This is a genomic window from Streptomyces sp. NPDC002825 (assembly GCF_040295385.1).
Lineage (GTDB): Bacteria > Actinomycetota > Actinomycetes > Streptomycetales > Streptomycetaceae > Streptomyces.
The window spans coordinates 191,996-207,083 of record NZ_JBEOVH010000006.1; the positions used below are offsets into that span (position 1 = coordinate 191,996).

Annotated in this window: 12 protein-coding genes; 2 read left to right on the top strand and 10 right to left on the bottom strand. The window is 73.7% G+C overall.

Going from position 1 to position 15,088, the window contains the following annotated elements; translation table 11 throughout:
* Positions 1 to 102 precede the first annotated feature (102 nt).
* The 7 genes from ABT041_RS10885 to ABT041_RS10915 all read right to left on the bottom strand — a co-directional run bounded on the left by ABT041_RS10885 (position 103) and on the right by ABT041_RS10915 (position 8,332).
* The gene (locus ABT041_RS10885; RefSeq protein ID WP_351182445.1) at positions 103 to 1,599 is read right to left on the bottom strand and encodes a glycoside hydrolase family 32 protein; all 1,497 of its coding nucleotides are present in this window, start codon (positions 1,597 to 1,599) and stop codon (positions 103 to 105) included.
* Positions 1,596 to 2,609 carry an ATP-binding cassette domain-containing protein gene (locus ABT041_RS10890; protein ID WP_351182448.1) on the bottom strand — a complete coding sequence of 338 codons (1,014 nt, stop codon included), beginning with the start codon at positions 2,607 to 2,609 and terminating at the stop codon, positions 1,596 to 1,598. Before ABT041_RS10890 ends, ABT041_RS10885 begins: the two co-directional genes overlap by 4 nt.
* The gene (locus tag ABT041_RS10895) at positions 2,606 to 3,562 is read right to left on the bottom strand and encodes an ABC transporter ATP-binding protein (RefSeq protein WP_351182451.1); all 957 of its coding nucleotides are present in this window, start codon (positions 3,560 to 3,562) and stop codon (positions 2,606 to 2,608) included. Before ABT041_RS10895 ends, ABT041_RS10890 begins: the two co-directional genes overlap by 4 nt.
* Positions 3,559 to 4,524, bottom strand: coding sequence for an ABC transporter permease (locus ABT041_RS10900; protein WP_351182454.1), 966 nt, complete (start codon positions 4,522 to 4,524; stop codon positions 3,559 to 3,561). Before ABT041_RS10900 ends, ABT041_RS10895 begins: the two co-directional genes overlap by 4 nt.
* 14 nt (positions 4,525 to 4,538) lie before the next feature.
* On the bottom strand, positions 4,539 to 5,516 hold the full coding sequence (locus tag ABT041_RS10905; protein WP_351182457.1) for an ABC transporter permease: 978 nt from the start codon (positions 5,514 to 5,516) through the stop codon (positions 4,539 to 4,541).
* A gap of 63 nt (positions 5,517 to 5,579) precedes the next feature.
* Positions 5,580 to 7,271: an ABC transporter substrate-binding protein gene (locus tag ABT041_RS10910; RefSeq protein ID WP_351182460.1), complete on the bottom strand. Its 1,692-nt coding sequence runs from the start codon at positions 7,269 to 7,271 to the stop codon at positions 5,580 to 5,582.
* A gap of 74 nt (positions 7,272 to 7,345) precedes the next feature.
* Complete coding sequence (locus tag ABT041_RS10915) at positions 7,346 to 8,332, bottom strand: LacI family DNA-binding transcriptional regulator (RefSeq protein WP_351182463.1); 987 nt, start codon at positions 8,330 to 8,332, stop codon at positions 7,346 to 7,348.
* A gap of 180 nt (positions 8,333 to 8,512) precedes the next feature.
* Between ABT041_RS10915 and ABT041_RS10920 the strand changes: the two genes are divergently transcribed.
* Complete coding sequence (locus ABT041_RS10920) at positions 8,513 to 9,091, top strand: YdeI/OmpD-associated family protein (RefSeq protein ID WP_351182466.1); 579 nt, start codon at positions 8,513 to 8,515, stop codon at positions 9,089 to 9,091.
* A 22-nt stretch (positions 9,092 to 9,113) separates the two neighbouring features.
* On the opposite strand, the gene ABT041_RS10925 is transcribed toward ABT041_RS10920, so the two are convergent.
* The 3 genes from ABT041_RS10925 to ABT041_RS10935 form a co-directional block, all read right to left on the bottom strand.
* Positions 9,114 to 9,635, bottom strand: a complete 522-nt coding sequence (locus tag ABT041_RS10925; RefSeq protein ID WP_351182469.1) for a GNAT family N-acetyltransferase — start codon at positions 9,633 to 9,635, stop codon at positions 9,114 to 9,116.
* Positions 9,636 to 9,954: 319 nt separating this feature from the next.
* The gene (locus tag ABT041_RS10930) at positions 9,955 to 11,166 is read right to left on the bottom strand and encodes a threonine synthase (protein ID WP_351182471.1); all 1,212 of its coding nucleotides are present in this window, start codon (positions 11,164 to 11,166) and stop codon (positions 9,955 to 9,957) included.
* Between the two features lie 46 nt (positions 11,167 to 11,212).
* Positions 11,213 to 11,632, bottom strand: coding sequence for a hypothetical protein (locus ABT041_RS10935; protein ID WP_351182474.1), 420 nt, complete (start codon positions 11,630 to 11,632; stop codon positions 11,213 to 11,215).
* 1,742 nt (positions 11,633 to 13,374) lie between these two features.
* Between ABT041_RS10935 and ABT041_RS10940 the strand changes: the two genes are divergently transcribed.
* Positions 13,375 to 14,853, top strand: coding sequence for a PP2C family protein-serine/threonine phosphatase (locus ABT041_RS10940; protein ID WP_351182477.1), 1,479 nt, complete (start codon positions 13,375 to 13,377; stop codon positions 14,851 to 14,853).
* Positions 14,854 to 15,088: the final 235 nt, after the last annotated feature.

A 15,088-nucleotide genomic window follows, 5' to 3' on the forward strand; every position in this document is an offset into this window, starting at 1 on the left:
CGGTTGCCGGGCTCGGCGCCCGGCAACCGGCGAAGGGGTCACGGAAGGACCGGTTCACCGGGAGGGCTCACGGTCGAAGGGGCCGCGGTGCGGCGGGGGCGATCACGGCCAGAGCGGCCGCGGGGCCGTCTCGATCGGCGCCATGTGCCAGGCGTCGAGCCGGGTGATGGTGGCGCGGCCGGTGACGGTGAGCGAGACGCCGGTCGCCTCGTCGGGGCGGGTCGGGTAGACGCGGGCGGCCAGGGCGCGGCCGTTGGCGAAGACCTCCAGGGCGGAGTGGTCGACGAGGACGCGGAGTTCGACCGCGCCGTCCGCGCCGAGGGGCAGCTCGCCGTGGCGGGGTGCGGTGTCGACGTCCGGGTCGAGGCTGCTCGTCTCGCGGTGGAGGCGCAGGGTGCCCGAGGTGCCGGAGGCGTCGCGGGTGAGCTCGACGACGGTCCGCTCGGCGCCGTCCGGGGTCTCCCGTACCCCGAGCCGTACCGTGGCGCCCGGGGCGAGGCGCAGGGTCGCCTCCAGGTCGAGCTGGTCGCCGCGGATGGCGTCCAGGTCGGCGTCCCCCTCGAAGGGGCCGAGGTGCACATGGTCGCGGCGCAGGCGTGACAGCTCCGGGACGGGCGTCTGGGCGAGGGCGCCGTCGGGGCCGAGGGTGACGAGGCGCGGCAGGGACATGACGCCGGACCAGCCGGCGTGGGCGGTGGCCTCCTCGCCGCGGCCCTCCTGGAGCCAGCCGAACATGATGCGGCGGCCGTGCGCGTCGCGCGTCGACTGGGGCGCGTAGAAGTAGTTCTGCCCGTAGTCCAGGCGGTGCAGGGCGCTCGGCTCGAAGCGGTCGCCCTCGTAGCGGCCGGTCCAGTAGAGGGGGTGGTGGGTGGCGCCCTCGTCCCAGGCGGAGAAGGCGAGGACGTCGGTGCCGTCCACGCGGAAGAGGTCGACGCACTCCCACATGGTGCCGGTCCAGTCGAGGTCGGCGGCCGTGCCCCGGCTCGCGTCGCCGGTCAGGAGGGGGCCGACGTACCGCCAGTCGCGCAGGTCGTGGGACTCGTACAGGAAGGCCGTGCCGCCCTGGCCGCGGATGCCGGAGCCGACGAGCTGGCGCCAGACGGCGCCCTCCTTCCAGACGCAGTGGTCGCGGTACGCGGTGATGTCGACGCCCGCCGGTGGTGCGGCGATCACCGGGTTGGCGGGGTCCTTCGTCCAGTGCCGCAGGTCGGGGCTGCCGGTGGCGACGCAGGGCAGTTCGCGCTCGCCGTGCCGGCCCGAGTAGACGAGCGTGGGCACTCCCCCGTCGTCGACGAGGACGCCGGACCAGCAGCCGTCGCGGTCGGGTCCGGTGGTGCCGGGGACGAGGGCGACGGGTTCGTCGGTCCAGGTGACGAGGTCGGTGGAGGTGGCGTGGCCCCAGTGGATGCGGTGGTGGGCGGGGGCGAGCGGGTTGTACTGGTAGAAGAGGTGGTAGACGCCGTTCCAGTGGCTGAGCCCGTTGGGGTCGTTGAGCCAGCCGCCGGGGGACGTGAAGTGGAAGCGGGGCCGGTGCGGATCGCGGAAGGCCCGCTCGGCGAGGTTCTCTTCGAGGGCCGGGGCGATCAGGTCGTGTGTCATGCGGCGGTGTTCTCTGCTTCCGGGGAGGCGTCGTCGGCGGACTGGAGCACGCGGTGGGCGATCTCGTGGGCGGGCGCGTAGAGGTGGCAGCGCACCCAGTGCGGCTGCCCTCCGTCCTCGCCGACGGTGTGGCGTACGGGGGTGGTGGTGCTGCAGGTGCCGTCCTCGTACGGGCAGGACGCGGGGTTCAGGACGGCGGCCCGCAGCCGGGCGCGCTCGGCCTTGTCGTAGCCGGTGCGCCGGGCGGGGTCGGGCACGGCGGAGAGCAGCAGCCGGGTGTACGGGTGGGCGGGGGCGTCCATGACCGCGAGCGCGTCGCCGCCCTCGACGAGTTCGCCGGCGAACATGACGGCGGTGGTGTCGGCGAGGTAGCGGGCCGAGCCCAGGTCGTGGGTGATGTACAGCATGGACAGGCCGCGTTCGTCACGCAGCCGGCGCATCAGGTTGAGGACGCCGACCCGGACGGACACGTCGAGCATGGAGGTCGGTTCGTCGGCGAGGAGGACGCTCGGTCCGACGGCGAGCGCGCGGGCGATGGCGACGCGCTGGCGCTGTCCGCCGGACAGCTCGTGCGGGTAGGAGTCGAGCATGTCCGGTGCCAGGCCGACCTCCTCCATGAGGGCGGCGAGCCGTCCCCGGTCGGCCGCGTGGCCGTGGAGGACGAGGGCGCGGCCGAGGAAGTGCTCGACGCGGTGGACGGGGTTGAGGGAGCCGAAGGGGTCCTGGAACACCATCTGGACCTTGCCCCGGTACGTACGGGAGGCGCGGCGGCGCTCGGTGCGCAAGACGTCCTCGCCGTCGAGGAGGATCTGTCCCGAGGTGGGCCGTTCGAGTCGGGCGAGACAGCGGGCGATGGTGGATTTGCCGCTGCCGGACTCGCCGACGAGGGCGGTGACACGGCCGGGGGCGAGGTCGAGGTCGACGCCGTTCACCGCGCGGACGCGCCGGCGGGAGAAGACGCTGCCGACCGGGAAGTCCTTGGTGAGCCCGCGGATCTGGAGGAGGGTCATGCTGCGGTGCCTCCGGTGAGGGCGGCCCAGCGGCCGGGGGCCACCTGGCGCAGGTCCGGGATGTTCGTGGAGCAGTCGGCGCGGTCGTCGGGGCAGCGGACGTGGAAGCCGCAGCTGTCGGCGGTGCGCGGGGCGTCGAAGAGGCCGGTGAGTTCCCGGCGGGGTCCGGTGAGCGGCGGGAAGGCGTTCATCAGGGCTTCGGTGTACGGGTGGAGGGGCCGCGCGAACAGCTCCTTGGCGTCCGCGAGTTCGACGAGCCGGCCGCCGTACATGACGCCCATGCGGTCCGACAGCTCGACCATCAGGGACATGTCGTGGGTGATGAAGAGGACGGAGAAGCCGAGCGTCCGCTGCAGTTCGCGGATCTGGGCCATGATCTCCTGCTGGACGACGACGTCGAGTGCGGTGGTCGGCTCGTCCATGATGAGCAGGGCCGGCTCGAGGGCGACGGCCATGGCGATGACGACGCGCTGGCGCATGCCGCCGGAGAGCTGGTGCGGATAGGCCTTCAGCCGGTCGGGGGCGATGCCGACGAGGTCGAGGAGGGCGGCGGAGCGTTCGCGGGCGGCCCGCTTCTTCAGTCTCTCGTGGGTGGTGAGGATGTCGCCGATCTGTTCGCCGATGGTGAGGACGGGGTTGAGGGAGTTCATCGCGGACTGGAAGACCATGGCGATCTCCCGCCAGCGGAAGGCGCGCAGTTCGCGGGCGTCCATGGCGAGGACGTCGCGGCCCCGGAAGGCGACCGAGCCGGCGGTGATCTCGGCGGGCGGCTTGAGGAGCCGCATGACGGCGTTGGCGACGGTGGACTTGCCGCAGCCGGACTCGCCGGCGAGTCCGAAGATCTCTCCGGCTCCGATGGTGAACGACACGTCGTCGGCGCCGACGACGCTGCGGCCGTCGCCCTGGTACTCGACGCGCAGACCGCGTACGTCGAGGAGGGGTTCGGTGCTCATCGCTTGCTCCTTCGCCGGGACCGCAGGCGCGGGTTGGTGATCTCGTCGACCGCGTAGTTGACGAGGGCGAGCGCGAAGGCGACGAGCGCGATGCACAGGCCCGAGGGGACGAAGGCCCACCAGGCCCCGGTCATCAGGGCGCCGTCGTTCCCGGCCCAGTAGAGGTTGGTGCCCCAGCTGACGACGGAGGCGTCGCCGAGGCCGAGGAACTCCAGGCCCGCCTGGGCGCCGATGCCGAAGATGACGCAGCCGAGCACGGTGGTCATCACCACCGAGGCCATGTTGGGGAGGATCTCCCGGAACATGATCCGCAGCGGTCGCTCGCCGGTGACGACGGCGGCGGCCACGAAGTCCTTGCCCCGGATGGAGGTGGCCTGGGCGCGCAGCACGCGGGCCGATCCGGCCCAGCCGGTGACGGTGAGGACGAGGACGACGGTGGTGGTGCCGGGCGGCAGGAACGCGGCGAGGATGACGAGCAGCGGCAGGCCCGGCAGCAGCAGGAAGACGTTGGTGACGAGGGTCAGCAGGTCGTCGGCGAGTTTGCCGAGGTAGGCGGAGGCGAGGCCGACGAGCAGGGCGACGAGGGTGGCGGCGATGCCGACGGTGAAGCCGACGAGCATCGAGCTGCGGGTGCCCCAGAGGGTGAGGGCGAGGACGTCCTGACCCTTGGCGGTGGTGCCGAGCCAGTGGCCGGCGGACGGCGGGGTGGCGCCGAGGTCGGTGATGAGGGACGGGTCGCCGGGCGCGAGGACCGGGGCGAGCGCGCCGAGCAGGGCGAAGACGGTGAGCAGGAGGAGTCCGGTGCGGGCCTTGCGGTCGGCGAGCAGCCGCCGTCCGAGGCCCTGGCGGGCGGGGCGGGCGGTGCCCGGTGGGCGGGGCGGCGGGTTGTGGGACACGGCTGTGGCGGTGTCCGGGGCGTCGAGGACGGGCGGGTCGGCGACGGGCAGGTCGGGGACGGGCATGTCGGGTTCCCTCCTCAGCGGACGCGGACGCGCGGGTCGAGGCGGACGTGGACGAGGTCGACGACGAAGTTGGCGAGCAGGACGGCCGCCGTGATGGTGAGGAAGATGCCCTGCATCAGCGGGTAGTCGAGGGCCTGGACGGAGGCGAGGAGCTGGTAGCCGATGCCGGGGTAGGCGAAGACGACCTCGGTGAGGAGGGCGCCGCCCACCATGAAGCCGAGGGCCATGCCGAAGTTGGTGACGGAGGGCAGCAGCGCGTTGCGGGCGGCGTACCGGAACATGATCCGGGCGGGGCTGAGCCCCTTCGCCTCCGCCATGGTGATGTAGTCCTCGGCGGCGGTGGCGATCATGGTGTTGCGCATGCCGAGCATCCAGCCGCCGATCGAGACGAGCACGATGGTGAGGGCGGGAAGGACCAGGTGGGTGGCGACGTTCCCGAGGAACGCGGCGTCGAGGCCGGGTTCGAGCCCGACGTCGTACGCGTGCCGGAGCGGGAACCAGCCGAGGGTGACGCCGAAGAGGTAGAGGGCGCCCATCGCCAGCCAGAAGTACGGGAACGAGCCGACGAAGATCAGCAGGGGTGGGAGCGCGGAGTCGAGGATCCCGCCCCGGCGCCAGGCGGCGAGGACGCCGAGGAGGTTGCCGACGAGGGCGGCGACGAACAGGGCGGTGAGGCCGAGGAGCAGCGTCCAGCCGATCTGGGAGCCGATGACCTCGGAGACCGGGGTCGGGAAGCGGGAGAGGGAGATGCCGAGGTCGCCGGTGGCGACGCTGTGGAGGTAGTCGACGTACTGGCGCCACAGCGGGCGGTCGTCGAGACCGAAGAGTTTCTGCAACTGGGCGATCTGATCGGGCTGCATCGTCCCCTGGGCCTGGGCGAACATCCGGGAGACGGGGTCTCCGGGCATGAAGCGCGGCAGCAGGAAATTGAGGGTGACGGAGGCCCAGAAGGCGATCAGATAGAACCCCAGGTTGCGCAGGACGAGACGCACGTCTGCTCCCTGTCGTTTCTCGGGGGCGGGGACGGCCCGGCGGGGCCGTCCCCCTGGGGCGGGTCAGCCCTTGACGGGCCGGAGGGAAGTGAGCACGAGGACGGTGGTCACGGACCGGTTGGAGAGGGTCGCGTACGGGTCGTCCTTCGTGGGCCAGCCGGTGAAGCGGGCGTCGGTGTACGCGCCCCACTCGGGTCCGGGGAAGAGCGGCACGACGGGGGCGTCGGCGGCGAACAGCTTCTGCAGCTCGCTCGCCCTGGCCTGCTGGGTCTTCGGGTCGGTGGTGGCGGCGAAGGCGTCGATGAGCCTGTCGGCCTCGGGGTCGCCGAAGCGGTGGTAGTTCTCGGTCGCCTTCTCGCCGACGGGCTTGACCTGGGTGGTGGCCATGGCGCCGCGGTAGAACTCGTACGGTGTGGCGCCGTTGTTGCTCCACACGATGCCGCTGTCGAAGGTGCCCGTCTCGTACGAGGAGACGACGGCGGACCAGTCCGGGGACTTCACGGTGGCGGTGACGCCGACCTCGGCGAGGTTCTGCTTGATGATGCCGGCGACCGAGATCCAGTCGGAGGAGGCGGAGCCGACGGAGATGTCGAGGGTGAGCGGCTTGCCGTTCTTCTGGGTGCGCTTGCCGTCGGCGCCGAGCTTGTACCCGGCGGCGTCGAGGGCCTTCGCCGCGGCCTTGCTGTCGTGCGTGGTCCAGTCGCAGGCGGCGGCGACGGTCTCGTCGCGCCAGGCGTCGTAGGCGTTCGACAGGCCGGTGCAGTCGGCGGGGGTGCTGTAGCCGTTCATGGCGACCTTGGCGATCTTGGCGCGGTCGACGGCCCGGCTGAGCGCCTTGCGCAGGGCGGGGTCGTCGAAGGGCGCCTTGGCCGTGTTCAGCTGCCAGTTGATCATCGCGCCGGTGGTGGGGAACCAGTAGTGGTTCGTCTTCGGGTTCTTCGCGACGAAGGACTTCTGGATGTCGGGGATGAACGCCTGGGTCCAGTCGACCTCGCCGTTGGTGAAGGCGAGGTTGGCGCTGTCGTTGCCGGAGAAGGCGAGCAGGCGTATGCCGGCGATCCGCTGCTTGGCCGGCTGCCAGTACGAGGGGTTCTTGCGGAGCTCGTAGGACTGGCTCTGGAAGTGGTCGACCCGGGTGTACGGGCCGGTGCCGACGGGGGTGGCGTTGGTGTCCTTGGCCGGGTCGGCGATCTTCGACCAGATGTGCTTCGGGACGATGAAGTGCCCGCCGATCTCGTACAGCGAGGGCGAGAACGGCTTGGTGAAGTGGAAGGTGACCTTCAGCGGGCTGTCGGCGGTGACTTCGCGGAGGTAGTCGAATCCGCCGAGCAGCTTCTTCTGGAGCTCGAAGGTGTGGACGACGTCCTCGGCGGCGAAGGGCTCGCCGTCGGACCACTTGACGCCCTCGCGGAGGGTGAAGGTGACGGACTTCCCGTCGGACGCCTGGGTCCACGCCGTGGCGAGCCAGGGGGTGTCCTTGCCGTCGGCCGGGTTGTGGACCATGAGCGGTTCGTACACCGCCTCCTTGGTCATGGGCGCGGCCTTCGGGGAGAAGGGGTTGAAGTTCCGCGTGAAGGTCCCCATGTCCTCGCGCGGGATCGTGAGGAACTGGTTGCCGGAGGTGTCTCCGGCGCCGGCCGCTCCCGCGCCGCCGGAGCAGCCGGTCAGGAGCAGCAGGGCGGACGCCGCGGCGCCCGCCAGGAGGGCGGGGCGGAGCCCCCGCGGCGCTCGGCCGCGGGCAGGGGAGGGTGTCATAATGGTGGCTCTTTCCTCTCTTCAACACACCGGACGAAGACGGGACGGAAGATCTCGACGGGCCTGATTCGCGGTCAGACCGACGAGCGTTCGAGCAGCGGGCAGTCGACCGTCACCCTGCGGGTGTCGAGCGGCTGCCCCGCTGCGAGAGCGGCGAGCATGTCCACGCCCTTGGCGCCCATGGCCTCGAACGGCAGGGCGAGCGTGGTCAGTTTGGGCCGCAGGTAGGCGGCGATGAGTTCCTGGTTGTCGTAGCCCACCACGGCCACGTCGTCCGGGATCCGCAGCCCACGTTCCTTGATGGCGTCGTACGCGCCCATCGCCATCCGGTCGTTCCCGCAGAAGAGCGCGGTCGGCCGGTCGGCGCGGTCCAGCAGTGCACAGGCGGCGGTGTAGCCGCCGTCGGCGGTCGCGTGGCCGGAGACGACGAGCGACGGGTCCAGGGGCAGGCCGGCCTCGCGCAGTGCCCGCTCGTACCCCTCGCGGCGGCCGACGGCGGCGGGGATGTCCGGGTCGAGGTTGATGAACCCGATGCGCTCGTGACCCGCCTCGACGAGGCGGCGGGCGGCGCGGTGGCCGCCGCCGATCTCGTCCGGGACGACGGAGGGCAGTTCGCCCTCGGCGTCGTAGCAGTTGACGAGGACCGTGGGGACCTCGCGGGCCGCCTCGGGGAGGGTGACCGCGCGGTGCCAGGTCGTGGCGTAGAGCAGTCCCTCGACCCGCTGTTCGAGGAGCTTGTCGAGGGCGGCGGCCTCCTGGGCCCGGTCGCCCTCGCTCGCGGCGATCAGCAGGAACTTGCGGTCGAGCCAGGCGCGGTCCTGGGCGCCCTTGATGACGTCGACGGCGAAGGGGGCGGTGACGATCTCGGTGATCAGTCCGTACCACTCGCTGCGCTGGGCGGCGAGGGCGCGGGCGCCCGCGTTGGGGCGGTAGCCGAGCTCGTCGATCGCGGCCAGAATGCGCCGCCTGGTCTCGTCCGGGATGGCCGCGCCGGGGCGGTCGTTCAGGACGAAGGAGACGGCCGTGCGCGAGACCCCCGCCCGTCGGGCGACATCACTCATGGTGACGCTGCGAGGACCGCCGGCGGCCATCTCGTTTCCCCCTGCCCTTGACTGCTTCTCTTGGTTACGCGCTTTAGTAACGCGCGTTAGTACGACGTTGCAGGCAAGTTACGACCGTCTTCCGGCCACTGTCAATATCTTGGTGACCAGGGATGTCCGACGGAGGGGAAGGGGGTTCCGGTGGAGACGGTCGAAGGGCTTCCGGTACTGGCGTTCGACGGCGGGGCGGAGCTGGAGGCCTGGCTGGAAGAGCACCACGGGGATACGCCGGGCATCTGGCTGCTGCTCGGCAGGAAGGGCTCGGACGTGGCCTCGCCGAGCGCGGAGGAGATCCTCGACGGCACGCTCGCGTACGGCTGGATCACCGGCAAGCGGATCGCGCGGGACGGGCGGAGCTACCTCCAGAAGATCACCCCACGGCGGCCCCGCGGCCTCTGGTCCCAGGTCAACGTGCGCCGGGTCGAGGCCCTGACCGCGGCCGGCCGCATGCGGGAGCCGGGCCTCGCCGAGGTGCGGGCCGCCCGCGCGGACGGCCGGTGGGAGGCCGCGTACCCCTCCCAGAAGGACGCGACCGTGCCGGACGACCTGGCGGCGGCCCTCGCGGCGGAACCGGGGGCGGCGGAGGCCTTCGAGGCGCTCGGCAGGACCGACCGCTACCTGGTGATCCTCAGCCTGTGGCAGGCCCGCACGGCGAAGACCAGGGCGGCACGGCTGGAACGGGCGGTGGCGGCGCTGGCGGCCGGAGAGCGCGCGAAGTAGCGGGGCCGGAGCGGCGGGGCCGTCAACGGCACAGGCGGTAGAGCACCTGGTGGGCGTCCCACTCCACGAAGGACTCGACGTGCTCCAGGCCGACGGCCTCCAGGAGCCGGCGCGAGCGGTCGTTGGCCTCCTGGGTGACCGCGACCACGCTCGGCGCGGACTCCAGCGCCCGCGCCACGGCCGCGCCGACCGCCTCGCGCGCGTACCCCCGCCCCCAGTGCTCGGGCAGGAACTGGTACGAGACCTCCGTCTCCCCGCCGCGCCCCTCGGCCTCCACCGTGACGAGGCCGAGCAGGACCCCGTCCTCGGCCCGGACCACCGCGTGGAAACCGGCCGCCCCGACGATCCGCCGCTGCCGGATCCGGACGACCGAGTCGATCACGGGACCGCCGAGGTGGCGCCGCACCTCCGGGTCGGTCCACAGCCGCGTCACCGCCGCCAGGTCCCCGCTCCGGACGGGCCGCAGCACCAGCCGCTCGGTGACGAGCGGGCCGGCGGGGAGGGCGGGCGCCGGGGTCGGGACGGGATGCGGGGAGAGGGTCACACCTCCGATCATCTCAAAGTCGGGACCAGCGGCGCTCGCGTGTTCGGCATCGCGTGGTGCTCGGGGGGCGGGGTCGCGACGGGCGGGGGAACCACGGCGAGCCCGGCGCCCACCCGCCGCCCGAGAGACGGGTCCGGCTCCGGAGTCCGGGCGGCGCCGCCGCGCCTCGGGGCGGATGCCGGAGAGCGCCGACGCCGGAACCAGCAGGGCGGCGCAGCCCGCCGTGAGGGACGGCAGGGGTGCCCCGTCGCCCTGGACGTCGCCCGGCGGCCACCACGTGGGGATCGTCGGCGGCCCGGTACGGACGGTCACCCGGGAGTCAGCGCGGCTCGGACTCCCCGGCCGTCAGCGCCGCCTTGATCGGCGCCCAGTCCGGGGCCGTCGGTTCGAAGGCCTCCTTCGCCGTGGCGACGTCCTTGTAGCCGCTGGAGGTGACCACGCACACCATCGGGCCGTCGGTCTCGCGCGGCCCGTGGGCGCGCAGGCCGGCGAGGCCGGCGGCGGAGGAGGTCTCGCACCAGATGCCCTGCGCGGCCAACTCCGCCCGCGCCGCGGCCATCTGGTCGTCCGTCACCGTGCGGGCCGCTCCCCCGGTCGTACGGACCGCGAGGACGCCCCGGTAGCTGTTGATCTCGCAGTCGATGGCGTACGCGGTCGTCGGACCGACCGGGACGCGGGCCACCGGTCTGCCGGTGCGCAGGGCCTCCGTCAGGGCGCCGGCCGCGGCGGGCTCCGCGGCGTACACGCGGGGGACGGAGTCGGTGACGCCGAGCCGCGCCAGCTCCTGGAAGCCCTTGGCCACGCCGAACAGCAACTCGCCGTACCCCGTGGGGAGATGGACCTCGGCCGGCGCGCGTCCGAGGTCGAGCGCGAGTTCGTACGCGAGTGTCTTGTACCCCTCGGGCCCGAAGGGGTGCCCGGTGTGGGCGGTCTCCGTGACGCTGCTGACGCTCTGGAAGCCGAGCTCGTCGACGATGCGGCGCATCAGTGGGCGTACCGACTCGTACGGAACGGTCAGCACCGTCGCGCCGTAGGCCCTGAGGTGGGAGGCGACGGCCGGCGGGGCGTACGGGGAGGTGAACACGGCGCACGGCAGTCCGGCACGGGCCGCGTAGGCGGCGGCCGCCGCGCCGTGGTTGCCTGACGAGGAGACGACGATGCCCCGCGCCCCGGAGGCGACGGCGGCGCTGACGGCGACCCGGTTGAGCCGGTCCTTGTGGCTCCAGGTGGGGTTGCGCGACTCGTCCTTGATCCAGACGCCGTCGGGGAGTTCGACCAGGGGCGTGTTGCCCTCTCCCAGGCCGGGCGCGGCGAGGGGCGGGAGCAGCGGGGCCCACCGCTCCAGGCCGTGGGCGGCCGGGCGCTTGAACAGGTCGGCGGGGACCCGGTCGTAGGCGTAGTCGATGTCGAGGGGGTACGCGACGTCCTCGGTGGAGGTGACGGGGCAGCCCCGGGTGAGCGGCGGCCACAACGGGTGGCGTACGGACGGGTCGGCGAGCGAGCGCTGGGCGGTGGCGAGCGAGGACGTCACGTGGCGGGCCTTTCCGGGGCGGGGATCTGCGGACTGTGCGGGCCCTTCAGCCCATCCGGCGGGTGAGGGCGGCCAGTGCGCCCGGCCGACGTCCCGGAACGCGTCGCCGGGTCGCGATGAGGAGGGGGCCGAGGGCCCGGGCACGGCCGCTGTCCCCGATCTGCTCCCACTGGTGGTGGGCCCGGTCGACGGCCCCCTCGACGTCGGGGTCGTCCCGTCGCTGACCGAGCCCGAGCCGGGCCTCGGCGGCGGCGAGCCAGAGTTCGCAGCTGCGGGCCGGTTCCCCGGCGAGGCGGGCGAGGTCCGCCCGCACCTCGGTCCAGTGCACCGCCTCCATGGACCGGGGCCCGTGGCGCCGCAGGGCGTCGTGCTCCCAGGCCGCCGCGACAGCCGCCGCCTCCCCGTGCCGCCCGGCCATGGCGGCGGCGAGGATCGCGGGATGCGGGTCCTCGACACCTGCCGGCACACCTCCACCGACGGGCCGGGACGCAGGGGGGTTGACGGGCACGAACCCGGGGGGAATTGCGGGGAGAACGGGCACGGGTGCCGGGGCGGGCGTAGGTACGGGCGCGGGGCGGGTCGCGGACGCGGGTGCCGGCGCGGGGCGGGCAGGAGGCACAGGTGCCGGGGCGGGCGTGAAGGCCGAGGAGGGCGCGGGGTAGGTGGCGGACGCGGGTGCGGGACGGCTCACGGACGCGGGACCGGACGCGGGCGCGGGACCCGTCGCGGCCTCGGCCGCCCGAGCGGCCACAGGCGCGGGGCCCGTCGCGGGTGCGGACGCGGGCCTCGTCGCGGGCACGGGTGCGGGTCCGGTCCCGGAGCTGGGTGCGGATGCCGGACCAGTCGCGCGCTCGGGCGCCCCAGCGTGCGCAGGCACAGCGCCCGTCCCGGACGCGGGCCCGGGACCAGTCGGGGGTGCGGATGCCGGACCAGTCGCGCGCTCGGGCGCCCCAGCGTGCGCAGGCGCAGCGCCCGTCCCGGACGCGGGCCCGGGACCAGTCGGGGGTGCGGCTGTGGAACCAGTCGCGCGCTCCGGGGCCCAAGCGGCCCCGGTCCCGGGGCCGGTCGCGGAGGCGGGACGCGGAGCAGGTGCGGTTCGGGTTGCCGGGGGAGGCGCCGCGGCAGTACGGGTCGCGGGCGCAGGCGCCGCAACGGGCGGAGGCGTGCTCATGGTGTCGGACCCCGGCACCGGCACGACCGTCGCACCCGGCGCCGGTGCGAGGCCCGGCGTCAGGAAGACCGGTTCCGGCGTCGGCGACACCGTCAGTGCCCGTGCCGCCGCCTCCGCGTGCGCCGAGGACGGTGTCAACCGGGCCCCGGAGCGCCAGAGTTCCGCCCAGGCCCTCAGGTATTCGGGGGTCGTGGGCTCGCCCCTTCGCGGGGCCGGCACCACGCGGGCGTAGAGCAGGGGCCCCGGTCCCAGGTGCAGCAGTCCGGGCGCGGCGGCGAGGCGCTGCCAGACCTCCGAGTCTGCCGCGAGGTCCGCCACGACGGTCGTGGTCCCGGGCTGCCGTACGCCGAGTTCGCCGGCGAGCCAGTGCCACGGCAGTGCCGTGTAGCGGAGGGTCGCCGGGGTCGTACGGGCGAGCGCGAGATGGGGCAACTGCTGGCGGCGGTCGAGGTGGAGCTGGCCCGCCAGGCACACCACCAGCGGGCCGGGGCTCGCGGCCGCCGCGCGGAGCCGGGTGAGGACGGTCTGCGGGTCGAGCGGATCGGCGAGTTCGACGAGCGTGGCGGCCGCGGTGCCGGTGAGGACGCCGGGCGGTACGGCCGCGAGCGCCGGCAGCACGGAGGCGGCGTCCATCGCGCGGCCCCGGCCGGCGGGCGCGGCCGCGAGGAGCACCGCGGTACCCACCGCGCTCACGGCCGCACCCCGGGCCGCGGCCCCCGCGCCCGCGTCCGCCGGTCCCGACCCACGTCCCTCCGGCACCACCACGTCCGCCCCCGTACGCATGTCCGACTCCCCCGCCACCACCCCTCCCGTGGCCGTCGCCGCCGCGCTCACCGTGCCGTTTCCGTCGTCGTTCACCACCCCAGCACCGTAACGGGTCCCGCCCTGTCCGATAATCGCCGGGCCTTTGGCATATGCCAGAAGCACCACCGGATCGAGTGTTGCCAAATCCCTTACGGGCTGCACCGGGCTGTGCAACAGTCGTCTACGGGCCACCTTCCACACTTGGCCGCGCCGCGCCTGTATCGGAGTACGACATGCCGTCCCATCTGTTCGCGGACCGCCCCGCCCAGCCGCCGGAGCCGGGCACGGTGGACGCGCTGATCTCACAGACCCGCCGCCTGCGCGGCGAAGTGGACGCCGTCCGCCGGGACGCCGTGGCGGACGAGGACGATCCCCAGCAGCGCTGGCAGCGCGCCCTCTGCGACCTGGCGGTCCATCAACTCGACGACCTCGGGGCCCACTTGGGCCAGCTCCGGGCCGGCGTCCCGGCGAGCGCCGCCGCGGCGGACGAGGCCGGGGACGCCGACGTCGCCGTCGACACCTCCCTCGCGACCGCGCCCGGCACGGCGTACGGCGTCGCCTCCCCGCCCCGGACCGGCTCGCTGCTCTCCCGCGTCGGGTCCGCCGAGTGGAACCTGCTCACCGACGAGGTCAGCTGGTCCGAGGAGCTGTTCCAGATCTTCGGACGGTCCCGCGAGAGCGGCCCGATGTCGCTCGACGAGATGCCCACCATGGTCTTCGCCGAGGACCAGCCCGTCCTGCAGGCGATGGTGACGGACTGTCTGATCGACGGGAAGCCGATCGACGGGGAGTTCCGGATCGTACGGACCGACGGCCGGGTGCGTACGGTGCACATGACCGGCGAACCCGTCCTGGACGCCGACGGCTGCACCGCCTCCATGTGGGCCGTCCTGCGGGACGTCAGCGAGCTGCGCCGCAGCGAGCGCGCGGTGCGGGAGAGCCGGGACAGCCTGGAGCGCAGCCGCCACATCGAACTCACCGAGCGGCGGGTCGCCGTCGAGCTCCAGGAGGCCGTCCTCCCGCCCTGGCGCGGCTCCCTCAGCTTCGCCCACGACGGGCCCGCCCCGCTCGACGTGGCCGCGCACTACCTCCCGGCCGCCAGCACCGGCCTGATCGGCGGCGACTGGTACGACGCGCTCGCGCTGCCCGACGGGGACGCGCTGCTGACCGTCGGCGACCTGACGGGCCACGGGGTCGCCGCGACCTCCTCCATGGCCATGCTCCTCGGAGCGCTCCGGGGCATGGCCGTCGCCGGCATCCGCCCCGCGGCGCTGATGGGTCACCTCAACCAGCTCCTGGAGACCTCCGTACAGCCCGCGCTCGGCAGCGCGATGTGCTGCAGGTACGACCCGGTGGCCCAGACCCTGGCCTGGGCGCAGGCCGGCCACCCCGCCCCGCTGCTCTTCCGCGGCGGGACGGGGCACGTGCTCCGGCGACCCGAGGGGGTCCTGCTCGGGGCGACGACCGGCGCCGTGTACGGCGAGGCCGAGACCCGGCTGAACCCCGGTGACCTGCTCGTCCTGCACACCGACGGGCTGACGCGCGGCAGCGGCACGGACGACGACACGGGTACGCGACGACTGCTCGCCCTGGGCCCCCGGCTCACGGAGGCGCGGGACGCGCAGGACGGCGTGCGCGCGGTGGTGGAGGAGTTCGGCGAGGAGTCGCGGGAAGACGACGCCTGCGTGATGGTGGTCCGGGTCACCGGCTGAAAGCGGCCCGGGGCCACCCGGCCGAAACGACCCCGGGTTCACCCGCCGACGTTCGCGCCGTCAACCGCCGACGTTCCCGGTGTCATCCGCCGGGCCTCCCGCCGTCACACGCCGACGCTCGCGGGGCATGCACCGACGTCCCCGAGGCATCCGTTGGCGCCTCTCGCGTCGCCCTCTGAGCCGGACCGAGGCCGGCGGCCCAGGTCACCTGCCCGCTGGCGAGAAGACCTCCTGA